Raw genomic sequence first — 21,820 nt, 5'->3', positions numbered from 1 at the left:
GTTTTAAGCAAAAAAAACGCAGCTCAAGGTAGCTGCGTAATTATTTTAGGGAAGAAACAATGCTGCTCTGCTGCATTGTTAAAATCAGACTACTGATTTTTGCAAAAGTTCAGCGAGATAAACCAAATGAAAAAAAATGTAGTTGTTTTATCATTAGCGCTTAGTTTAGCCGGTTGTGCCACCGCTCCACCAAAGCAGCCTGATGATATTTGTAAAATATTTGAAGAAAAAAGAAGTTGGTACTTTGGTGCCAAAGATGCTCAAGAAAAATGGGGCGCTCCCAAGCACGTACTTATGAGTATGATGTACCAAGAAAGCTCGTTTAAACATGACGCAGCTCCACCAATGCAGTATTTCTTATGGATTATTCCTACCGGTAGAGCAAGCTCTGCTTATGGCTACTCACAAGCAAAAACGATGACCTGGTCTGATTATATTCGTGAAAGTAAGAATAGTGGCGCCGATAGAGACGACTTTGATGATGCTATCGACTTTATGGGCTGGTTTGCTTATAAAACCCATAAAATAAACGGCGTATCTAAATGGGATGCCTACGGTCAGTATCTTAATTATCACGAAGGGTGGGGCGGTTACAAACGCGGTACTTACAAAAAGAAAAAATGGTTAATGGGTGTGGCTAATAAAGTAAAACACCGTGCGAGCCGTTATGGTGCGCAGTTAAAGCGTTGTGAAGCAGATTTAAATAAAGGGTGGTTAGAGCGTTTGTTTTTTGGCTAATAACATCTGTTGTATTTATTTAGCCTACAAAAAAGGAGCCAATTGGCTCCTTTTTTAGTTTATTTTTTACGTTTTTTCGGCTGTATTTTAACCAGCTTTATCATGTTTTCTTTTACTTCAAGTACTTCAATAGGGTAGCCGGCAATACGCAAACTTAAATTGGCATCAGGAATGTTTTCTAAATACTCAACTATTAAGCCGCTGAGTGTTTTAGGCCCGTCGAGTGGAAACTCCCAGCCCATTTCTTTATTTAAGTCGCGCACGTTAGCACCGCCATCTACAATGCACGAGCCATCGGTTTGTGTGGTTACTTCTTCGCTTGGCGTACGAGTTTGGGTGGTGGTAAAATCGCCTACCACTTCTTCAAGTATATCCTCTAGGGTAACTAAACCTTGAATGTCGCCATACTCATCTACCACCAAGCCAATACGCTCTTTAGATTGCTGAAACTTTAATAGCTGCGTATTTAGTGATGTGCCTTCAGGAATGAAATAAATTTCACGTACAGCGCGTAGCAACGATGGTTTATCAAATTGCTCTTTTGTAAGTAACCTAAGCGCATCACGCGAATGAATAAACCCCACCGCGTCATCTATGTTATCTCTATATAACAATACACGCGTATGTTGTGCATGAGTCAGTTGGCGGCTAATAAGTTTCCATTCATCGTTAATATCTATGGCCACAATTTCGTTACGTGGGATCATAATATCTTCAACGGTTACTTGTTCTAAATCTAAAATTGAGGTCAACATGCTTTGGTGACGCGCAGGAATAAGTGCACCAGACTCATTAAGTACTGATTTTAGCTCTTCTTTACTCATGCTGTGCTCATCTATTTGTGCCGCACTAATACCAAATAACCGCAATATGCCGTTGGTTAGCCAGTTAATAACAACGACAAATGGGAAAAGGATTTTTAGTAATCCTTTAAGCACAACAGAACTTGGGAAGGCAACTTTTTCAGGGTAGAGAGCAGCAAGTGTTTTTGGGGTTATTTCTGCAAAAATAAGCACTACTAAGGTTAACGCACCTGTTGCCACAGCAATACCTAAATCACCGTATAAACGAATACCAATAATAGTAGCAACTTGTGCAGCGGCAATATTAACTAAATTATTGCCGATTAAAATTAAACCAATGAGCCTATCCGGACGACTAAGTAATTTACTGACACGTTTAGCAGCGCGATGATTCTCTTTGGTGAGATGTCGCAGGCGTATACGATTGATTGACATAATTCCGGTTTCTGAGCCAGAAAAATAAGCAGAAAAAAGTACCAAAAAACCTAAAATGATAAACAAGGTACTGGTCGATATGGCGTCCAACGATGGATCCTTTTATTATAAACTAGCGTGTATTAGGCTAGAGTGAGTTAGTAGAGTCAAGTTAAAATTTATTTAGAATAACTTCTTGTATAAAACGACTGCCAAAATAAGCCAGTGTAAGAATAAAAGCAGCAACCATAATAGCAATAACCACAGGTTTACCACGCCAGCCTTTTTTCATATGGCCAAGCGCAATCACAGCAAAAATACACCATGCAACAAGCGATAATATCGTTTTATGGATAAATTGAGTAGCGAACATACCATCGAGAAATACAAATCCCGACAATAGTGCCAAAGTGAGTAATATAGTACCTAAGTTAACCAATTGATACAGTTGGCGTTCAACCACCATTAGTGGTGGTAAATGGCTGTGTACAATAGCTAAATCTTTACGCTTTAAGCGCTTATCAATAAAGTAAAATTGTACGCCATATAAAGTAGCAATAATTAAAATACAGTAAGCGAGTAATGATAACGAAATATGGGTTACTAAGCCCACATCAACATCAATACTTTGCAGTAAAATATGGTGTGGTATAAACAAGCTTGCCATAGTTAGTAGTGCAGCAAAGCCGTACACGACCGGCAATAATAAGGTCGCCGGAAACTTTAACGATACCGTAGTGACAGAAATCACAATAACCCAGCAGGTTAAAAGCGCCACATTGACAATACTTAAATCTTGTCCGTCTGCTCTAAAAACCGAATTTACTAACAACAGCATGTGCGCCAAAATAGCCACAGTACTCAATATAATAGTTAGCTTTTGGCTAGGGCCTTGTTGATGAAACAACCGTGAGAGCACGTAAGACGTTGCTAACACATAAAATAAACTGGCAATAATAGTTAAGCTAATAATCAGCATTGTGCTTGGGCCACTTAATTTGAGTCAAATAATTAATGATTGTTATATAGCCATTGTATTTTATAGCAAAGCAAATGCATAGACCTTAAAAAAAGAAACTCAACAAGCTGCACTTGAACACTGTATTGTAAGACACCATTTACGGTATACTGCTTTTAATTGAAATTTAATAATATTAATTCTATTAATACAGCGCACAGAGTTAAAGGCGCTTTAATTGGGTTGGTATAAACGTCTTATCGGAACCGTAATATGTTTGAGAATCTCCAAGAACGATTAGGTAAAACCTTAAAAAACATTAGTGGCCGTGGCCGCCTAACAGAAGAGAATATTAAAGACACTCTTCGTGAAGTGCGCATGGCATTTTTAGAAGCCGATGTGGCGTTGCCCGTTGTTCGCGATTTTGTAAAACAAGTTAAAGAGCGTGCGGTAGGTGTTGAAGTTACAAAAAGCTTAAGCCCAGGCCAAGTATTTGTAAAAATAGTACGTGAAGAACTCGAAAAAGCCATGGGTGAAGCCAACGAAGAGCTAAGCCTAAATGCACAACCCCCTGCTGTTGTTATGATGGCGGGTTTGCAAGGTGCTGGTAAAACCACCAGTGTTGCTAAACTGGCTAAGTTTTTAAAAGAGCGCAAAAAAAAATCAGTACTTGTAGTAAGTGCCGATGTATACCGTCCTGCAGCAATTAAGCAACTAGAAACGCTCGCTGCTGAAGTTGGTGTTGATTTTTTCCCAAGTGATATTTCGCAAAAGCCGGTTGATATAGCAACCGCAGCTATTTCTCATGCGAAAAAGAAATTTATTGATGTGGTATTAGTCGATACTGCAGGTCGATTGCATGTTGATAGCGACATGATGGATGAGATTAAAAATCTTCACAAAGCAATTAACCCAATCGAAACCTTGTTTGTTGTAGATGCAATGACAGGTCAAGATGCGGCAAATACAGCTAAAGCATTTGACGAAGCCCTGCCACTAACTGGTGTTATATTAACTAAAACTGATGGTGATGCACGCGGTGGTGCTGCTTTATCTATTCGTCATATTACCGGTAAGCCAATTAAATTTATGGGTGTGGGTGAGCGAATTGATGCACTTGAGCCTTTCCACCCTGACCGCATAGCGTCACGTATTCTAGGCATGGGTGATGTACTTTCATTGATCGAAGAAGTCGAAATGAAAGTAGATAAAGAGCAAGCTGCCAGAGTCGCTGAAAAAGTATTTAAAGGCGCTGGTTTTACCCTTGATGACTTTGCGGATCAACTTAAGCAAATGAAAAATATGGGCGGCATGATGTCGATGCTAGATAAATTGCCAGGTATGTCTAACTTACCCGATGCTGTTAAAGGCCAAATGGGCGATAAAACCTTCATTCAAATGGAAGCCATTATTAGCTCAATGACAAAAAAAGAGCGCGCCCGCCCAGAAATCATTAAAGGGTCACGTAAAAAACGTATTGCAGCAGGTTCTGGTACGCAAGTACAAGAAATTAATAAACTACTAAAACAGTTTACCCAAATGCAAAAAATGATGAAAAAAATGAAAGGCAAAGGTGGCATGACCAAAATGATGCGCGGCATGAAAGGTATGTTACCGCCGGGAATGATGGGTGGCGGTGGCCCTAAATTTTAAAGTTGAGTTTAACGTAGCTTAAATGTAACGATATAAAATATATGAAAAGGAGCAAATGGCTCCTTTTTTGTTGAATAAATTATGCGTGCTAAACGCTATTAACGCTAATTTAAAGTTGGGATCACGCTTTAACCTACTAAACTGGCTTTTAGCATCACTTCTTACTTGCATTGTTGCTAAAAACTCGTACAATTCCCCAGCTCCCCATTCTGGGGAGTAAATCTTATTAATGAAAACAGTCAATCTTTATAGAGGACGGTATGGTAACTATTCGTTTGCAACGTGGTGGCGCTAAAAAACGCCCTTTCTATCAAATTGTGGTTGCGGATAGCCGTTTCTCGCGTGACGGTCGCTTCATCGAGAAAGTAGGCTTTTTTAACCCAATTGCTGCAGGTCAAGAAGAAAAAATTCGTTTAGATTTACCACGTGTTGAACACTGGGTAGGTCAGGGCGCGTCTCTTTCAGATCGCGTAGCTAAGTTAGTAAAAGACGCTCGTAAAGCGGCTTAATAGGCGTAAGTGTAACCATGAGTCAAGAGAACACCTCATCAATAATTGTCGTAGGAAAGCTCGGTGCCCCGTATGGTATAAAGGGCTGGCTTAAGGTACATTCATTTACTGATGATCCCGCAGGGATCTTCGATTTCAGCCCGTGGTTGATAGGGCAGCAAGGTAAATGGCAGACCTTAGAAGTGGTCGACTGGCGTCGCCACAACAAAGGCTTTATCGCTAAATTTGCGCAAGTAAACGATCGAGACGAAGCAGTGGCTTATACCCACGCAGAAATCTCAATGGATTCAGCGCAATTACCAGAACTCCCGCAAGGTGAGTTCTATTGGCGAGATCTCATTGGCATGTCGGTTGTAACTGATAAAGGTTACGATTTAGGCATTGTTGATGACCTAATGGAGACAGGGTCAAATGACGTACTGGTTGTTAAAGCAAACAGTAAAGACGCATTTGGTCAAGCTGAGCGTTTAATTCCGTTTTTAACTGATACAGTTATTATCGAAGTTAAACACGACGCAAGAGAAATTACCGTAGACTGGGATCCAGGGTTTTAATGACGCAAACGAGTTCATTATGGGTAGGGGTGATAAGCCTTTTTCCTGACATGTTTGACGCTATTACAGACCAGGGTGTTACCGGTCGCGCAGTAAAAAGTGGCTTAATTGATTTTAACTGCTGGAATCCGCGAGACTACGCTTTAGATAAGCATAGAACCGTGGACGATCGTCCTTACGGGGGCGGACCAGGTATGTTAATGATGGTTGAGCCATTAAAAAAAGCGATTGCCGAGGCTAAAAAAGCTGCAGGTGATGGTGCTAAAGTAATTTATATGTCCCCACAAGGGCGCAAACTAGATCAGCAAGGAGCTAGCGAACTCGCAAGCTCTAAAAAACTGATTTTGATTGCCGGTCGCTATGAAGGTATAGATGAGAGAATAATAGAGTCATACGTTGACGAAGAATGGTCAATTGGTGATTTTATTTTGAGTGGTGGTGAATTACCAGCCATGACATTAATTGACGCAGTAGCGCGATTAGTGCCTGGCGTATTAGGTCATAACCAATCAGCAGAACAAGACTCATTTTCGGATGGCTTGTTAGATTGTCCTCACTATACACGGCCAGAAACATTGGACGACAAACAGGTGCCTGCTGTATTGCTCAGCGGAAACCACCAAGAGATAGCAAAATGGCGGCTTATGCAGTCATTAGGCAGAACTTGGCTACGCCGTCCTGACTTGTTGCATAACCTAGCTCTGACTGAGGAGCAAGCGGTATTACTCGCGAAATTTCAGCAAGAGTACCAAAAAGCTTGTGGCTAGAAGACAGTTACACCTAGGAAAGTGAGAAACATAATGGCAAAAGTAAACCAAAATATTATTAAAGCGCTTGAAGATGAGCAGCTTAAAACAGACGTACCTGCATTCGGCGCTGGTGATACAGTAGTTGTACAGGTAAAAGTAAAAGAAGGTGCTAAAGAGCGTCTACAGGCCTTTGAAGGTGTTGTAATCGCTAAGCGTAATCGTGGTCTTCACTCAGCATTCACAGTTCGTAAAATTTCGAACGGTGAAGGCGTTGAGCGTGTATTCCAAACGCACAGCCCTCTTATTGATAGCGTAACAGTTAAGCGTCGCGGTGCAGTTCGTCGTGCTAAGCTTTACTATCTACGTGAGCGTTCTGGTAAATCTGCACGTATTAGAGAAAAACTTAACTAATACGCGCTGTTTATCAACGCAAAAAAACGGGTTGCATCCTTCGGGTTGCAACCCGTTTTGGTTTCTATAACATAAAATTTCAGGCTAAATACTAAAGCTTAAACCACAGCTGTCGGACTAGGAGTCGCACTGTCGTAATATTCACCAGTATAGTTAGGCTTCCTTTATTGCTAAACACAAAGTGCACCTCGATAAATTTTTATCAATATGTGTTTTAAACACCTTTTCAACTTACCCGCAGAATACGTAATAACCCAATTAACGCCAGTATGAGCATAACTTTGCTCAAGCAAAACTTAAGCTAAATATACCTAAGCCAAATAAAGCACAGAAAATAAAAATTTGGCAGATGAATTATAGTATTTAACCTTGAACTCTGGTTAAGAGATTTACTAACGTATTGAATCATAGTTATATTTAATTTTATTTTCTCTAGCCAGAGGTTTTCAGTGAAAACAAGGCGAATTTACGCGTCAATAGCTGGCCTCTTGCAAGAAAATTCAACGCAGTTAGCGCTGAAAATAGCTGCTTGAGATAAGTTTATTATCCGGAGCTCAGGTTATTTAAGGAAGTAGGGTGATGAAAATAGCTCAAAAAGTGGAGCCAAGTGTAACTAGGTATAACTTGAAGGGGTATTGGATGGGCAGTAAGGATTGCGGTAAGGGCGCTTTATACGACCTTACCGCGACTAAGTTATTAGGCTAGTTGAACCTATGCACAATACAAATTACTTAACGTTATGAACATGTACATCGCGTTGTGGGAAAGGAATAGAAATACCTTCTTTATCAAACGCTTTTTTCACTTTTTCTTGCATATCCCAGTAGTAAGGCCATAAGTCACCTGTTGCAACCCAAGCGCGAAACATTAAATTAACTGAGTTATCGCCAAGGCTGGCAACACAAATACGTGGTGCCGGATCTGTTAAAGAGCGCTCGTCTTCTTCAAACAGGCGTTTTAAGATAGCTTTTGCCGTATCTATGTCGTCGTTATACGAAATTCCAAAGGTCATATCACAGCGGCGTTTGTCATAAATACTTACGTTCACTAGTGTCGCATTCGATAGGCTACCGTTTGGAATAACAATACGGCGGTTATCGAAGGTATCTACTACTGTGTATAAAATTTGAATTTCGACGACTGCGCCCATAAAGCCCTGTGCTTCGATAGTATCGCCAACCTTGAACGGTTTAAAAATTAGCAACAGCACACCGCCAGCAAAATTAGCTAGACTGCCTTGCAGTGCAAGACCTATTGCCAGGCCTGCAGCACCAATCACCGCGATGAACGAGGTGGTTTCGATACCTACCATAGAGGCCACCGAAATAAGCAGCATAATTTTCACTACAGCGCTAATTAAGCCACATAAAAACTTGTTTAGTGTTGGATCTTTTTTGCCTAGTCGATTATCTAAAACCTTAACAAAGCGGTTGATCAGCCATAGGCCAACCAGTAAAGTAATAATAGCGAGCACAAATTTTGGTGCGTAAGTCATAACGAGTGATATGGCTTGGTCTATTAATTGTGAAGCGTCTACATCTGTTCCTAAAACTTCTTCCATTTTATGGATCCTGTTTATTTTAATTACTATATGAATAATATAAGAATAAACGTGATAACTCTACTATGCAACAAATGCAGGCTTTTTAGCTTGCTAATTTACTTTTATTGACTGCGGCTTTTAGGGTAAATAATTAATATTTACTTTAAAGGTATTCGTTGCTTCTCAAAGTATTGTTTTTCAATTTAACCTTTTACTTATTTAGTCTTTTATCAGGCTATTGATCCTGTTAGTATTTATCGTATTGATTAGTTTACTTTAATGTAAACTTAAGTTGGCGTTTTTGCTTTTTAAGGTGGTATGCAAGTGGCGGATATAAATGATTTAGCCCAGTTAAGAGTGGGTATTGATGAGTGTGATACACAGTTGGTGGCACTGCTGGCAAGGCGTAATTCGCTTACTCAAAAAATTGGCGCAATAAAGCAGCAAACTGGTGCGCCACTTCATGCACCCGATCGTGAAGCTGATTTATTAGCTGCAAGGCGCCAAGAAGCAATTAATCAGGGAGTAAGCCCAGAGTTAGTTGAAGATATTCTTAGGCGTATGATGCGCGAAGCGTATCAGAATCAGCAAGCTAAACTTGCATGTGCTGCACCGCATTTATCACCCATTGTTATTGTGGGTGGGCAAGGTGCTATGGGGCAATTATTTGCTAAGCAATTTCAGCGCTCTGGTTACGAAGTGAAAACCCTTGATAAGCAAGATAAAGCAAACGCTGCAGCAATTTTAAAAGGCGCTAAATTAGTACTATTAAGTGTACCTATTAATGCGTTAGAAACTGTAGTTGCTGAACTACCTAAGTTAGATGAAGGCTGTTTATTGGTAGATATAACATCGGTTAAGCAAGCGCCAATTAAAGCACTAAAAGCAGCGCATAGCGGCCCAGTTGTAGGGCTGCATCCTATGTTTGGCCCAGATATTTCGCACTGGGTTAAGCAAACAGTGGTGGTGTGTGAAGGGCGTGACCACGATGTTGCACAGGGCTTGTTAGCACAGTTGCAAGTGTGGGGTTGCCAGCTAGTTGAACTTGATGCGAAAAAACATGACGAAGCAATGCAAATAATTCAGGTAATGCGCCATTTAACCACCTTTGTATATGGGCAGTTTTTAGCAAAACAAAGCCATACATTAGCGGAGTTACGTAGCTGTTCATCACCTATCTATCAATTAGAGTTAATGATGGTTGGGCGCTTATTTGCGCAATCGCCAGAGTTATATTCAGATATTATGTTAGCGCAATTTGATAACGTAGAGAGCTTACTGGCGCAGTATCAACAGACTTTTGCAGACACACTTAAAAAGTTAAAAGCAGGAGATAAGCCCGCGCTTATTGATGCCTTTGCTGATGCAAAAGCTTATTTTTCAGATTCGACAGCGCACTTTTTAACCCAAAGTCGCAGCCTGTTAAATAAAGCGAATGACGCAAAAGTGCTAGATTAAAACAGAAAAACAAAAAAGGGCTTAATTAAGCCCTTTTTACATTATAAGCTGCGCGTTATTGCGTATTTACACTCACAGCTTGGAGCGTTTCGCTTTGATAGCAGCCTAAAATACGTACATACTGAGTGTATTCTTTTAGCTCCTCTAATGCATTTTTTACTTGGCTGTCGGCAAGGTTCGCTTCTAAGTCGACGTAAAATACTTCTTCCCATGGGTTACCCGGCATAGGGCGAGACTCTAACTTAACCAAATTAATTTTATGTTGTTTAAAAATCATTAATGCATCGGCAAGTGAACCAGCCTGCTGTTTAGTGGCCATAATTAAACTGGTTTTAGTGGGTATTTGCTTTGATACCTGTAATGGCTTACGCGCTACAACAATAAAGCGGCTGTGGTTTTCGCTTTGGTTTGCTAAGTTAGATTTAATCACTTCTAGGCCTACATTTTTACCTGCTTGGGCAGAGCCAATAGCGGCACTATTTGGCGTATTTAGTGCTGATTGCAGGGCACTTGAAGTTGAGTCGCAGGTTTCGTGTTGCAGCTCACCAAGGCCTTGTAAAAAGCGGCTACATTGAGCAAACGGTTGCGGGTGAGCAAATATTTTTGTAAGTTGGCTAAGCTCAGTATCTGGGTTGGCAAGTAAACAATGTTCAACACTGTGCGTTACTTCACCAACAATAGACACTTGTGCATGTTGTAGTAAATCAAATACTTCGTTGATACTGCCTGAACTGGTGTTTTCAATAGGCAGCAAACCAAAATCGGCTTGGCCGTTTTCTACTTTACCGGTAATTTCGTCAAACGAGCTACAGCCTATTTCAACTAACTTACCTGGGCGACGGCTAAAGTATTTATGACAGGCCAACTGGCTGTATGAGCCTTGCCCACCTAAATACGTAACACGATGGGTTTCGCTTAACGCATCTGGGTTAAGGTTTTTTTGCAGCATAGCTTGTTGATGCAATACAGAGTCTTCTAAAATAGTTTGAAAAACATTATTTACGTAATAGGCGTCTAACCCTAACGATTTCGCATAACCTATCAGCTTTTCTAGAAGTGCTAATTCACGGGCTTCATCACGAATCGGTTTATTGTTCGCTATTTTATATTCCACCACACCATGGCTAATACGACGTCGTTTGGCTAGTAAAACCAGTAAATCAGAATCTATCTCATTTATATCGTGTCGAAGTGTATTTAGTACATCATTGCTCATTTGGCTTTCCTCATTCCAAAAGTATGCTGTTCATACAGCAAAAACAAAAAAGCCTCCCGGTTGGGAGGCTTTGCTATTCGATTGATTTTATCTCACAAACAGTTCAGCCTCTTCTATATAAAGAAGCTAAAAAACGAAAAAAAAGTAACTGCGTAAGTAATGTTCATGCTGATAATGTATGGAGAGTTACTGTTAATGTCAACAGCGCTTTTGTTAAATAACTTAAGCTCTGAAAAATAAATCTATCACTAGTGGCTATTTTCAAGGTTAACTGTGTTGGATTTACTTGTAATAGGCCGTGATTGTTGCATAAATTTGTCTTGTTCCCTTTGTTTTTTTTATATAGTTTACAAATAATTTATAAATATGATCTTGGATCTGGTATATTTCAATTACTGGTTCAAATAATAATAATTATTAATAATAAAAAGGTTAGCCTGTGGTGTATCGACGCCCCCCATCTCGTTTCGGGATAAACTCACTTAGCGTCAAGTTGTCATTGTTGATTTCTGCAATATGTTTAATTGCTGGAGTGTGTGCGGCCGCGTTAATGCTCAAATCTGAAGAAAAACAACTGGTTTTTGAAGAGCATGAAGTATTAAAAGAATCTAACGAATTACTTATAAAACAATTCAAAAACTTACTAAACACTAAAATTAAAGTTGCTCAGCAAGCAAATATAGTTGTGGGTGAGCAGCTATTTAGTGATCAGTCATCGTTAATAAGTAATAAAGTAAATACACTGCAATTAAATAATGACGGTACGATACGCAGTGCCTCTACTGATGGGCTTTCGGCTGCATTTATCCCACAAACTAGCTATACACCTTTTTATAAACAATTAATATCAGACTCTGAAACGCTCTGGAAAATTATATCGCCACCACTAACTCAAGATTTTTTTAATTTTTACCTTATTACTAAAGATAACTTTATTCGCATAGCGCCGCCTAACGAGGCTTTAAATGCGCCAGCTAATTATACATTTACACAAAGTACGCGCTTTAATTACGCTAAGGCGCTTACTAATCCTCAACATAGGCCTGTTTGGTCTAAAGTTTATTACGATACTATATGGCATAAATGGGCTATTAGCTTAACGGTTCCTATTTATAAAGAGGGTGAGTTTTTAGGTGTTACTGGCAGTGACATCGCGCTAAAAACATTAATATCGCAATTGCCAATTGGCGGGAAAGAAAAACAGTTAGTGGTATTTGACAGCCAAGGGCAGTTATTAGCGCACCCCAATTTAACCCAATCAAGTTATGCACAATATGGTAAAGCAGGTAAAAAACTACTCCCTGAGGACTTTATTGATCCCACATTACAAGTAATTGTAGATGATGCGATTAAAATGCAACGGTCTGAATATGCCGACTCATTCAAATTAAATAATGAAGCGCATATTATTAATATTCATAAAATAGATGGCTTAGATTGGTATGTAGGGGTATATAAAAAACGTTCTTCAACATTCTCAGCATTAGCAGATTTAAAGATGAAGTTTTTTGGGCTATTTATACTCTATGCCATTTTAGTCGCCTTACTCTTACATCAAGCACTTTATCAGTTAGTACTTAGGCGTATACATTCTTTGGTTTATGCCGTTACAAACTTTGGTCAAGGCCAGTTACAAATAGAATTTCCAAAAGAAAACAAAGATGAAATAGGCACTCTCAACGGCTCATTTAAAGACATGACCATTGAAATTAGAAAGCTAATAGATGGGCTTAACCAGCGTATTATTGAAAAAGAAATTGCAGAAAAAGCAGCCAGGCGACTATCCAAAGCCGTGGCGTTTTCTGGTACTGGTGTGGTGATCACCGATAAAAACTTTGTCATTGAATACGTAAACCCTAAAATGCTTGAAATGACCAGCTTTTCAGAGGAACATTTTAATCGAGCGCCTTTATTAAGCATTATTGCAAGCGAAATGGCTATATTAATTGATGATATAGATGTTGATTTACGCAGTCGTAATTGTTGGCGTGGCGACACCTTAATTGAAAGCAATAATAAAGCGCCTATTTGGGTTTCTTTAAGTATTTCACCTATTCGCGAAGATGACGGAACAATTACCAGTTACGTAGCCTCTGCGCAGGATATTTCGTTTGTTAAAGAAAGCCAGCGTAAAATGGAACAGCTTGCTTATTTTGATACTTTAACAGGACTTGCTAATCGAACATTTTTTAGAATGCAGCTGCGTAAATCGATGGCGCTCGCTGAACGCGGGCATTATGCCTTTGCATTGTTTTATTTTGATTTAGATGAATTTAAACGTATTAACGATACCTTAGGCCATAATGCAGGCGATCAATTACTCGTTGAAGTTGCAAATAGATTAAAGCAACGCCTAAGAGCCGAGGATACTATTGCGCGTTTAGGCGGTGATGAGTTTGCTATATTACTCAGTGGCATTGAGCATCAAGAGCATGCAACTCAAGTGGCAAATACGATTCAAAAAACCCTTAATGAGCCTATTCAACTTGGCAGTAACGAAGTTATTATTAGTGCCAGTATAGGCATTACTATGGCCCCATACGACAGCCAAGAAGAAGACCAACTGTTAAAGCATGCCGACTTAGCCATGTATGAAGCAAAAGCAAAAGGGCGTAACACCTTTCATTTTTATAGCCAAGAGCTCAATACTGCTGCAAATGAACGCTTGTTTATTGAAAACGAGCTACGCCAAGCTATAAAAGATAAACAACTCACGGTTTATTATCAGCCGCAGATTGATAGCCGCACTCAGCTTATAGTGGGTTACGAAGCATTGTTACGCTGGTTTCATCCAACAGAAGGGGCGATTGCACCCACTAAATTTATACCTATTGCAGAAGCTACCGGTTTAATTGTTGAACTGGGAGAGTGGGTATTACACCAAGCATGTAATTTTGCAGTTAAGTTAGAGCGCCAAGGTAGAGCGAGTAATATTGCGATTAACTTATCGGCCAGACAGTTTAAAGATGCCAGCTTATTACCTACACTGAAAAAAATAATAGCCAGTACACAGGTGTCGGCTAAAAGCCTACATTTAGAATTAACCGAAAGTATGCTGATGGGCAATGTAGAAGCTGCTATAGCACAACTACATGAATTAAAGGGACTCGGGGTTTCTATTTCTATAGATGACTTTGGTACTGGTTACTCTTCATTAAGTTACTTGAAACGTTTTCCGGTGGATATTCTTAAAATTGATCGCTCATTTATAAAAGATATTCCAGATGATAATAATGATATGGCAATAACAGCGGCAATTATAGCCATGGCGCAAAAGCTAAAACTCGATGTGGTTGCCGAAGGGGTAGAAACCGTTGAGCAAGTAGAGTTTTTGAAAAATAACAATTGCTTTATAGTGCAAGGGTATTACTTTAGCCCGCCAATTGCAGAGCGCGATTTACCCATGCTTTTTGAACGATTGGAGCAAATGGCGAAGGACGAAAAATAAAATTAAATTGCGGGTTTAACCACCCGCAATTTTTACTTTAAAGGTTAAGCTTTCTAAAATAGCTTTTAGTTTATCGCGATCATCACCTTGTACTTCAATAAGACCGTCTTTTACTGCGCCGCCTTGGCCCATTTTACTTTTAAGTGTTTTAGCTAATTTTTTTAAATCATGCTCTTTAGGATCGACTCCAACTACCAGCATAACGCCTTTGCCTTTGCGTCCTTTTGTTTGGCGCTCAATACGCACAAACCCGTCTTTAAATAGTTTACCTGCAACTTCTTTCTCTGGTTTTGGTTGCTCTATTCGCCCCGTTTGTGTTGAATATACTAAGTGACTATCGCTCATCATTACCCTATACAAAAATTGAATCAAACAATGGCGTAAATAATAGCAAATTTGTGTATTGATGTTTTTATTTTTGCTAATTAGTTTTAAACAGTTATATTTGATTCAAAGAATATTAATAGGACATAATATGAGTTTAACTAAAAGTATATCGGCCGATGCAGCTACGTTAACAATACATATAAAGGGTAAATTTGACTTTAATTTAGTGCAATCTTTTCGCCAAGCGTATGCGCAAATAGACAAAAGCATTACTAAAGTAATTATCGACCTAAGGGAAACCGATTACATGGACAGCTCAGCATTAGGTATGCTGCTAAATATGCAAAAAAGCATAGATACACAGGTCAATAAATTTGAGATCAGCAACTGCCAACCACAATTAAAAAAAATATTACAAATATCTCGGTTTGATAAGAAGTTTGATATTAACTAGGGCCTGTTGACCTTTCAGGATTAAAATTTGTTCAATCTAGGGGCGATTAAATCGCGGCGCGAGGTTTGTAACCTAGTGGGCTAAGTAAAAACCGAACAACAAAGAGTTAATCGTCCCTAGAAAGAACCCAAAGGGCAGCGCATGTTTGGCATTTATGCTGCGTTATCGCCTATTTATGGGGAATAACCACACTACATAGGCTCTGCTTTGCCTAAATACCAAACATACTGCTGCAAATTTAACCTCGAAAGATAAACAGGCCCTATGATGCATATTTTAGTTGTTGATGATCAAGCCCTTAACCGAATATTACTGCAAAGGCTATTAACACAAGAAGGCTATACAGTTTCTTTGGCGTATAATGGTGTTGCCGCTCTAAAGATACTCGCGCAAACCCCAATTGATATTGTGCTACTTGATGTAGTAATGCCTATTATGGATGGCTTTGAAACGGCAAAAATAATAAAACAACGCTTTAACGATATTCATTTACCTATTATTTTTATTACGGCACTGGATGATCACGCCAGCTTTGAGCGTTGTTTAGCGGTTGGCGGTGATGACTTTATTCAAAAGCCGTTCGAAAAAGTAATTTTACACGCCAAAATTAAAGCCCACTGCAGGACCCGTGAATTAAGTAAAAAGGCTAACCAGCAAAAAATATTACTTGAGGAGCATCAAAATCAGCGTGAGCGAGAGTATGAAATTATTGAGCATATTTTTAATAACTCCCTCGAAAATCAAGATCAATTTAAAACCCACCTCGATTTTAATTTATCGCCTGCCACCATGTTTAACGGCGATATGTTTTTAGTCGCGCAAAGTCCTATAGGTAATTTATATTGCATGTTAGGTGATTTTACCGGTCATGGTTTAGCGGCGGCAATAGGCGCTTTACCAGCATCGCGTGTGTTTTACACTATGGTTAAAAAAGGTATGGCGTTACACGACATTGCCCGCGAATTAAACTTATTATTATACAATTTACTGCCCGGACATATGTTTTGCGCTGCAACTATTATAGAGCTAAGTGTATCTGGTAAAAGTATATCGGCATGGCTAGGCGGACTTCCCGATACTTACTTAATAGATAAGCAAGGTAACCTTAAAAAAACGCTCGAATCGCAACATATGGCATTGGGTATATTAAACAATCAAGAGTTTGAACATGAGGTTATTCACTTTGAAGTAAATGAGCAAACACGGCTTGTACTTGCAACCGATGGCATAATTGAAACAACGAATAAACAAGGTGTTTTTTTTAGTGAACAACGCTTTATCGAAACCTTAAAAATGAACCCGATGATCAGCAGCGAAAACATCGTTAATAGCGTAAGTCAGTTTGCTGATGGTACTAAACAACAAGACGATATAAGCATAGTGTTACTCAATTGTTTACCACTAAGTGTAAAGCCGGAACCCAGAGAGGCATTTTCTAAATTAGCGTTTAATATGTCATTGAGTTTAGATTCGAAGCAAATAAAAAACACCGATCCGGTTTATGATTTAGTAAATATGCTCAGCAGTATTAGTGGTTTAAAAGCACATAGCGCGAATATATTTTTACTCCTATCGGAGGCATACAATAATGCGCTTGATCATGGTGTACTTAAATTAGACTCACAATTAAAAACTCAAGATGATGGCTTTTTTAAATATTATGAATTGCGCGCAAAAAAACTTGCAGAACTTAGTAATGCAAAACTCTCTATAGAGGTAAGTTACTGCCCTGATAGTTTGAGCTTATACTTTATTATTTGCGACAGCGGCTGCGGGTACACTCACCAGCAAGATACCCTGTTTAATGACGCAGCTGAGTTTGGCCGCGGGCTGTCACTGCTTGACGAAATAGCACAGAGAGTGACTTATAACAGCAGCGGGAACCAAGTTGAAATGTGTTATAAGTTGAGCTAGCACTGTAAAAAAATCCATGCTAATATTTGCACATTATAGAAGTATGGATGGCCAAATGATTAATTCCTATTTACAACAAGCACAACTCAGTGCTGACACCCGTTTAATTTCAGCAGAGCTAACAGCGCTTGAGCAAGCACTTGTAAGCATTAGCTTGCCTGAAGTTCGCTGGCAGTATCAAATTCCACAGCTAGGTGAGGGCGGAGCATGTAGTTTATTTGGTTATCTGCAAGATGAACCGTTTAAGTTAACTACTTACGTAACTAACAATGAGCAAACGCACACTAAGTTTGCTAACTTACAGGCTATTGTAAACTACATACAGCAGCAAACTGGGGTTGATTGGTATGGTATTTATCAAACTCACGATACTGCACAGGGTAAACAGCTTTTAAAGTTAGCTTATCATGGCGCGCCAAGTAGGCCACTTTTTCCGCTTACAGCCGATTTTGCCGCGGGCAGTAACAACGTGCAAGTTGCGCTCTCTAAAACGGGCCGTATTATTAATAATGTTGAGCAATACTTAAGCCAAGGAGGGGAGTATTATACTTGCGACCCAAAGGTTAAGTCTGAGGTGTGCTTACCTTTATTTAATAGGAGTGGTGAATGCGTAGGAATTATTGATGCTGAGGCGTTTCATAATGATTTTTTTGATGAAAAAGTACTCGCAGTCCTAATTGCATGCTGTATTAAAATTCCTCAATTTTTAGTTTAAATAACAAAAATAGACTATGTTGAGGTTTTTAATAATGATTTTTTGCATGCACAAGGTATTAACTGTATTAATGGCATGCTGTATTAAAATTCCTCACTTTTTTGTACCAATAACACTAGTCAACCTAGCGTGTTTTTATGATAAGCTTAAGCTCACACCAACCCCCTAAATAATGATAAGAGATAGTCAATGTTCTCAGTATTAAAACCATTACCCACAGATCCTATTCTTGGCCTTATGGCGGCCTATAAGCAAGATACTAACCCTAATAAAATTGATTTAGGTGTGGGTGTCTATAAAGATGAGCTAGGCAATACACCGGTACTTAAAGCGGTAAAAAAAGCAGAAGCGTTTCGTTTAGAAAATGAAACCAGCAAATCTTATATTGGTTTAGCGGGTAATTTAGATTACTGTCAAAAAATGGAAAGCTTACTATTAGGTGAGCACAAAACATTACTAGCTAACCGTGTACGTACGGCGCAAGCGCCAGGTGGTACTGGGGCATTACGTGTTGCTGCTGAATTTATTATGCGTTGTAATCCAAAAGCAACAGTGTGGGTAACTACGCCAACATGGGCTAATCATATTAGCTTATTTGAAGCAGCGGGCTTAACAGTAAAAGAATACCCTTATTACGATTACGAAAATAAAGATTTACTATTTGATGAGATGATCAACACGCTTAAGCAAGTGCCTAAAGGCGATGTGGTTTTACTACATGCGTGTTGCCATAACCCAAGTGGTATGGATTTAAACGAAGCACAGTGGAAGGTAGTTGCTGAGCTTGCAAAAGAAGTGGGCTTTACGCCGCTTGTTGATATTGCATACCAAGGTTTTGGCTCTTCACTAGAAGAAGATGCACGTGGCTTGCGTATTTTAGCTGACGCAGTTGAAGAGTTAATTATTTGTTCTTCATGTTCTAAAAACTTTGGTCTTTACCGCGAACGTATTGGTGCGTGTTCACTAATTGCAAAAGACAGCGCAACTGCTGATATTTCAAACTCAGTATTACTTAGTGTTGTACGTAGTATTTATTCAATGCCGCCAGCGCATGGTGCCGACATTGTAAATACAATTTTAAGCAGCACTGAGCTTACGCAAATGTGGCATCAAGAGCTTGATGAAATGCGTAGCCGTATAAATGGTTTACGTACACAAATTAAAGAAACACTAGCGACTAAAGACATAGCGCAAGACTTCTCGTTTATTGAGCGTCAGCACGGTATGTTTTCTTTCTTAGGAATTAATAAAGAGCAAATTACTCGCCTACAAAAAGAGTACGGCATTTATATTGTTGGCTCAAGTCGTGTAAACGTAGCGGGCGTGAGTGATGCAAATATTGAATACTTTGCAAATGCAGTTGCCGACGTATGTAAATCATAATAGTTAACCTGAACTCTGGTTAAGAGATTTACTAACATATTGAATCATCGTTATATTTAATTTTATTTTCTCTAGCCAGAGGTTTTCAGTGAAAACAAGGCGAATTTACGCGTCAATAGCTGGCCTATTGCAAGTAAATTCAACGCAGTTAGCGCTGAAAACAGCTGCTTAAGATAAGTTTATTATCCGGAGCTCAGGTTAGTTAAATTATTTAACTAAAAAACCGCACAACCTTAGGTTAGTGCGGTTTATTTTTGCCTCGTATTTAGAGCCTATGCGTCTATTAAATCTTCAACGCCAACAATCAGCCAAGGTGCATCAGTAAGCGTTAAACGCTCTAAATGCCAAATTTCTAAAATAGGTTGTTCTTGTTTATCTGCTAAATCGCGATACTTACCTTTAAAGCGTACGCTTACTTGCCACTTGTCAGTCAGCGTATCTGCGCGTACTAATTCTGCATCTATAAACATCACTTCAGTAGCTACGCTTGTAATTGCTTCGCGCTCTGCTTTAAATTCGGCCACTAATTCAGGGCTTAAATACTCAGCCATAGTGTGATAATCAGCTTCGTTCCACGCATTTTGTAGTGTGTGGTAATGCTCACGAGCACCTTGTAAAAAGCCGTTAGTATCAAAGCCAGGGGGTAAGTTAAAAGGCACATCGTCGCTGTGCGCAGTATTATTAGCAAATCCTGTACTTGTTGTTTGTTCATGCTCAATGGGTGCTTGTTTAAATGCATTTTGTGACATGCCAGCACTGGCCAGTTGAGGCGACTGCCTTGCGCGCATAAAGCCACGAACAAGTTTAAATATTATAAAGGCTGCACCCGCAAGTAAAATCATCTCTAACAGCTGAAATCCTTCAAAATCACCACCTAACATAGCAGCAATTAAGCCACCAGCAAGCAGTCCACCAAATACACCCGCCATAATGCCTTTTTTATTAGATGCTGGCTTTGCCGCAGGCGCAACTGCCTTGGTATCTGTTTGTTGCTTTTGTGCGGTTTGTTGCGTAGCTGGAGTTTTACCACGTTTGCTACTACCAAACTTTTTACGTGCTTGTGCATCAAAGCTTGCAGTCATTAGCAAGGCCAACAAAGATAAAATAACGACAAAATTCTTCATGAAAATCCTTAAATAAAATAAAGTGTCGATTATACCTATAGAAATATTATTTACTTTAAAAATCAGTTGGCTGGTTGGTAATATTTAAGGGGCAGGAGTGAAATTATTAAATATTAAGCGCACCGCTTAGCTGGTCTAAGCGATGCGAGAAGCTACAAGGTTACAGCCAGCGAATAGCGCCAGAAACACGTTCATTATACATATTCACCGGCGCACCTAAGCTGGCAATTAATACGGTATCGGCTTGTTGGCCTCTATTAATATGGCCTTCAAATCTGTCATCATGAAAGTCATCAGAGCCCATTTCAAACACTTTATTTTTAGTCGGCACAATAAATACCGTCATAGGGCCAAAGTCAGATTCAAACACTAAATGTATGCCTTTCTCCCCTTTAAAGTCACAAAACATAGCGTAAGTAATTTTACCGGGTAGCTCACTTAATTGTCCGCCAAGTAAGGCGAGCTTTTCATTCACGCTTTGCAGGCTAATTGCTTGTGTTTTATCGAGAGAATTTATTTCGTGATAAACGTGGGCTAAAGCATGCTCACCTGCGCCATAGGTATTTTGCTCAGAACTAAAAAAGAATGCACTTATAGTAACAACAAACGAAGCGGCTAGGGCTAAATGTACTCGGTCAAACTTAAAGCGCGATCGCGATGCAATAACGTTTTTATTAGCCGGTATTTGCGCTTGTTGCTGTGCTTTTTCTTTTAAAGAGGTGTTTAAAAGAATTCGCTCGGCTAGGTTTTCAGGTACCGGAACGTCATTAGCTGCACTTTGTAAATATTTATCGAAATCTTTCATGTCGTTAATAAACCGTTGTCGCTCTGAGTTGTCTTTAGCAAACTCGGTAAGCTCATTGTCAATATCGTTTGGCTGCGCAATAGTGCGGCGACGAAACTCAAGCTCATCCATTATTTTGATGCCCCTTTAAGTTGCTCATCATCACGGCTTAAAGCCTCTTTAAGTTGGTTTCTAGCACGGTATAGACGTGTCATTACCGTGTTTTTATTTAAATCGAGTATATTTGCAATTTCTTCGCCTGAGCAGCCCATTACTACTTGCAGTAATAACGGCTCTTTGTATTCATCAGGCAAGAGTGCAATTTGGCGCTGAATAACAGTTTGCTCCATTTCATCGTCTAAAGAGTGGCTGCTTTCATCAACCAATAATTCATCTTCTATATCGCTATAATCAAATTGTTTGCGCTCAAATCGTCGCGCGTTTTCGCGACGTAAAATCGTAAGTAACCACGACTTTGCTGCTTTTTGATCCAGTAAAGAGTCGAGCGAGCGCCAGGCACGCAAAAATGTTTCTTGTACTAAGTCATCGGCAATGTGTGGATCACGGCATAACCAATAGGCAAAGCGGTAAAGCTCTTTATGGTAAACATGAACCAAGGCTTCGTAGCGCTTTTGCTTTTGTGCCATATCAATTAAGACCTGATT

General features: G+C 39.5%; 20 protein-coding genes. 12 read left to right on the top strand and 8 right to left on the bottom strand.

The window, feature by feature from the left end:
- Window positions 1–126: 126 nt before the first annotated feature.
- Window positions 127–738: a transglycosylase SLT domain-containing protein gene (locus AAEZ22_RS12435; protein WP_058372888.1), complete on the top strand. Its 612-nt coding sequence runs from the start codon at window positions 127–129 to the stop codon at window positions 736–738.
- 59 nt (window positions 739–797) lie between these two features.
- Here the strand turns inward: AAEZ22_RS12435 and AAEZ22_RS12430 are convergent, their stop codons facing one another.
- Together AAEZ22_RS12430 and AAEZ22_RS12425 are read right to left on the bottom strand one after the other, a co-directional pair.
- A complete protein-coding gene (locus tag AAEZ22_RS12430; RefSeq protein ID WP_140391177.1) occupies window positions 798–2,066 on the bottom strand; it encodes an HlyC/CorC family transporter in 1,269 nt (422 codons plus the stop codon).
- A 61-nt stretch (window positions 2,067–2,127) separates the two neighbouring features.
- Window positions 2,128–2,934: a cytochrome C assembly family protein gene (locus AAEZ22_RS12425; protein ID WP_011327630.1), complete on the bottom strand. Its 807-nt coding sequence runs from the start codon at window positions 2,932–2,934 to the stop codon at window positions 2,128–2,130.
- Between the two features lie 252 nt (window positions 2,935–3,186).
- Here AAEZ22_RS12425 and ffh point away from each other — a divergent pair, with 252 nt between their 5' ends.
- The 5 genes from ffh (at window position 3,187) to rplS (ending at window position 6,789) form a co-directional block, all read left to right on the top strand.
- A complete protein-coding gene (gene ffh, locus AAEZ22_RS12420; RefSeq protein WP_011327632.1) occupies window positions 3,187–4,566 on the top strand; it encodes a signal recognition particle protein in 1,380 nt (459 codons plus the stop codon).
- Window positions 4,567–4,826: 260 nt separating this feature from the next.
- Window positions 4,827–5,075 (top strand): 30S ribosomal protein S16, encoded by a 249-nt coding sequence (gene rpsP, locus AAEZ22_RS12415; RefSeq protein ID WP_011327633.1) that lies wholly within the window; start codon window positions 4,827–4,829, stop codon window positions 5,073–5,075.
- Window positions 5,076–5,092: 17 nt separating this feature from the next.
- Window positions 5,093–5,629, top strand: a complete 537-nt coding sequence (gene rimM, locus AAEZ22_RS12410) for a ribosome maturation factor RimM (RefSeq protein WP_011327634.1) — start codon at window positions 5,093–5,095, stop codon at window positions 5,627–5,629.
- The gene (trmD, locus tag AAEZ22_RS12405) at window positions 5,629–6,396 is read left to right on the top strand and encodes a tRNA (guanosine(37)-N1)-methyltransferase TrmD (protein ID WP_011327635.1); all 768 of its coding nucleotides are present in this window, start codon (window positions 5,629–5,631) and stop codon (window positions 6,394–6,396) included. Before rimM ends, trmD begins: the two co-directional genes overlap by 1 nt.
- 33 nt (window positions 6,397–6,429) lie before the next feature.
- Entirely contained in the window at window positions 6,430–6,789 is a 360-nt protein-coding gene (gene rplS / locus AAEZ22_RS12400) for a 50S ribosomal protein L19 (RefSeq protein ID WP_011327636.1), read from the top strand.
- Between the two features lie 727 nt (window positions 6,790–7,516).
- Here the strand turns inward: rplS and AAEZ22_RS12395 are convergent.
- Complete coding sequence (locus AAEZ22_RS12395; RefSeq protein ID WP_086995304.1) at window positions 7,517–8,350, bottom strand: mechanosensitive ion channel family protein; 834 nt, start codon at window positions 8,348–8,350, stop codon at window positions 7,517–7,519.
- Between the two features lie 306 nt (window positions 8,351–8,656).
- On the opposite strand from AAEZ22_RS12395, the gene tyrA reads away from it, so the two are divergent.
- Complete coding sequence (gene tyrA, locus AAEZ22_RS12390) at window positions 8,657–9,790, top strand: bifunctional chorismate mutase/prephenate dehydrogenase (protein ID WP_352297404.1); 1,134 nt, start codon at window positions 8,657–8,659, stop codon at window positions 9,788–9,790.
- A gap of 55 nt (window positions 9,791–9,845) precedes the next feature.
- On the opposite strand, the gene AAEZ22_RS12385 is transcribed toward tyrA, so the two are convergent.
- Window positions 9,846–11,006 carry a chorismate mutase gene (locus AAEZ22_RS12385; RefSeq protein ID WP_352297401.1) on the bottom strand — a complete coding sequence of 387 codons (1,161 nt, stop codon included), beginning with the start codon at window positions 11,004–11,006 and terminating at the stop codon, window positions 9,846–9,848.
- Between the two features lie 439 nt (window positions 11,007–11,445).
- On the opposite strand from AAEZ22_RS12385, the gene AAEZ22_RS12380 reads away from it, so the two are divergent.
- The gene (locus AAEZ22_RS12380) at window positions 11,446–14,454 is read left to right on the top strand and encodes a bifunctional diguanylate cyclase/phosphodiesterase (protein ID WP_352297398.1); all 3,009 of its coding nucleotides are present in this window, start codon (window positions 11,446–11,448) and stop codon (window positions 14,452–14,454) included.
- A 15-nt stretch (window positions 14,455–14,469) separates the two neighbouring features.
- Here AAEZ22_RS12380 and AAEZ22_RS12375 read toward each other — a convergent pair whose 3' ends face one another.
- On the bottom strand, window positions 14,470–14,799 hold the full coding sequence (locus AAEZ22_RS12375) for an SUI1 family translation initiation factor (protein WP_011327641.1): 330 nt from the start codon (window positions 14,797–14,799) through the stop codon (window positions 14,470–14,472).
- A 130-nt stretch (window positions 14,800–14,929) separates the two neighbouring features.
- Here AAEZ22_RS12375 and AAEZ22_RS12370 point away from each other — a divergent pair, with 130 nt between their 5' ends.
- The 4 genes from AAEZ22_RS12370 to AAEZ22_RS12355 all read left to right on the top strand — a co-directional run bounded on the left by AAEZ22_RS12370 (window position 14,930) and on the right by AAEZ22_RS12355 (window position 19,247).
- A complete protein-coding gene (locus AAEZ22_RS12370) occupies window positions 14,930–15,235 on the top strand; it encodes an STAS domain-containing protein (RefSeq protein WP_011327642.1) in 306 nt (101 codons plus the stop codon).
- Between the two features lie 264 nt (window positions 15,236–15,499).
- Entirely contained in the window at window positions 15,500–17,149 is a 1,650-nt protein-coding gene (locus AAEZ22_RS12365; protein WP_352297395.1) for a SpoIIE family protein phosphatase, read from the top strand.
- Between the two features lie 55 nt (window positions 17,150–17,204).
- Window positions 17,205–17,864 (top strand): GAF domain-containing protein, encoded by a 660-nt coding sequence (locus tag AAEZ22_RS12360; RefSeq protein ID WP_309216964.1) that lies wholly within the window; start codon window positions 17,205–17,207, stop codon window positions 17,862–17,864.
- Window positions 17,865–18,053: 189 nt separating this feature from the next.
- Entirely contained in the window at window positions 18,054–19,247 is a 1,194-nt protein-coding gene (locus tag AAEZ22_RS12355) for an amino acid aminotransferase (protein ID WP_011327645.1), read from the top strand.
- A gap of 272 nt (window positions 19,248–19,519) precedes the next feature.
- Here the strand turns inward: AAEZ22_RS12355 and AAEZ22_RS12350 are convergent, their stop codons facing one another.
- The 3 genes from AAEZ22_RS12350 to AAEZ22_RS12340 all read right to left on the bottom strand — a co-directional run bounded on the left by AAEZ22_RS12350 (window position 19,520) and on the right by AAEZ22_RS12340 (window position 21,802).
- Entirely contained in the window at window positions 19,520–20,371 is an 852-nt protein-coding gene (locus tag AAEZ22_RS12350; RefSeq protein ID WP_352297392.1) for a Tim44 domain-containing protein, read from the bottom strand.
- A gap of 160 nt (window positions 20,372–20,531) precedes the next feature.
- Window positions 20,532–21,287, bottom strand: coding sequence for a DUF3379 domain-containing protein (locus AAEZ22_RS12345; protein ID WP_011327647.1), 756 nt, complete (start codon window positions 21,285–21,287; stop codon window positions 20,532–20,534).
- Window positions 21,287–21,802 (bottom strand): sigma-70 family RNA polymerase sigma factor, encoded by a 516-nt coding sequence (locus AAEZ22_RS12340; RefSeq protein ID WP_231613562.1) that lies wholly within the window; start codon window positions 21,800–21,802, stop codon window positions 21,287–21,289. Before AAEZ22_RS12340 ends, AAEZ22_RS12345 begins: the two co-directional genes overlap by 1 nt.
- Window positions 21,803–21,820: the final 18 nt, after the last annotated feature.

This window comes from Pseudoalteromonas sp. 20-MNA-CIBAN-0454 (assembly GCF_040308685.1).
In the GTDB taxonomy this organism is placed as follows: Bacteria; Pseudomonadota; Gammaproteobacteria; order Enterobacterales; family Alteromonadaceae; genus Pseudoalteromonas; species Pseudoalteromonas nigrifaciens.
The sequence above is the reverse complement of the archived record's forward strand: the minus strand, read 5'-3'. Positions and strand labels throughout refer to the sequence as shown.

Coding starts and splice junctions, on each gene's coding strand:
- AAEZ22_RS12435 (WP_058372888.1), top strand. CDS start 127: ATGAAAAAAAATGTAGTTGTTTTATCATTAGCGCTTAGTTTAGCCGGT.
- AAEZ22_RS12425 (WP_011327630.1), bottom strand. CDS start 2,934: ATGCTGATTATTAGCTTAACTATTATTGCCAGTTTATTTTATGTGTTA.
- ffh (WP_011327632.1), top strand. CDS start 3,187: ATGTTTGAGAATCTCCAAGAACGATTAGGTAAAACCTTAAAAAACATT.
- rpsP (WP_011327633.1), top strand. CDS start 4,827: ATGGTAACTATTCGTTTGCAACGTGGTGGCGCTAAAAAACGCCCTTTC.
- rimM (WP_011327634.1), top strand. CDS start 5,093: ATGAGTCAAGAGAACACCTCATCAATAATTGTCGTAGGAAAGCTCGGT.
- trmD (WP_011327635.1), top strand. CDS start 5,629: ATGACGCAAACGAGTTCATTATGGGTAGGGGTGATAAGCCTTTTTCCT.
- rplS (WP_011327636.1), top strand. CDS start 6,430: ATGGCAAAAGTAAACCAAAATATTATTAAAGCGCTTGAAGATGAGCAG.
- AAEZ22_RS12395 (WP_086995304.1), bottom strand. CDS start 8,350: ATGGAAGAAGTTTTAGGAACAGATGTAGACGCTTCACAATTAATAGAC.
- AAEZ22_RS12385 (WP_352297401.1), bottom strand. CDS start 11,006: ATGAGCAATGATGTACTAAATACACTTCGACACGATATAAATGAGATA.
- AAEZ22_RS12375 (WP_011327641.1), bottom strand. CDS start 14,799: ATGAGCGATAGTCACTTAGTATATTCAACACAAACGGGGCGAATAGAG.
- AAEZ22_RS12370 (WP_011327642.1), top strand. CDS start 14,930: ATGAGTTTAACTAAAAGTATATCGGCCGATGCAGCTACGTTAACAATA.
- AAEZ22_RS12365 (WP_352297395.1), top strand. CDS start 15,500: ATGATGCATATTTTAGTTGTTGATGATCAAGCCCTTAACCGAATATTA.
- AAEZ22_RS12360 (WP_309216964.1), top strand. CDS start 17,205: ATGATTAATTCCTATTTACAACAAGCACAACTCAGTGCTGACACCCGT.
- AAEZ22_RS12355 (WP_011327645.1), top strand. CDS start 18,054: ATGTTCTCAGTATTAAAACCATTACCCACAGATCCTATTCTTGGCCTT.
- AAEZ22_RS12350 (WP_352297392.1), bottom strand. CDS start 20,371: ATGAAGAATTTTGTCGTTATTTTATCTTTGTTGGCCTTGCTAATGACT.
- AAEZ22_RS12345 (WP_011327647.1), bottom strand. CDS start 21,287: ATGGATGAGCTTGAGTTTCGTCGCCGCACTATTGCGCAGCCAAACGAT.
- AAEZ22_RS12340 (WP_231613562.1), bottom strand. CDS start 21,802: ATGGCACAAAAGCAAAAGCGCTACGAAGCCTTGGTTCATGTTTACCAT.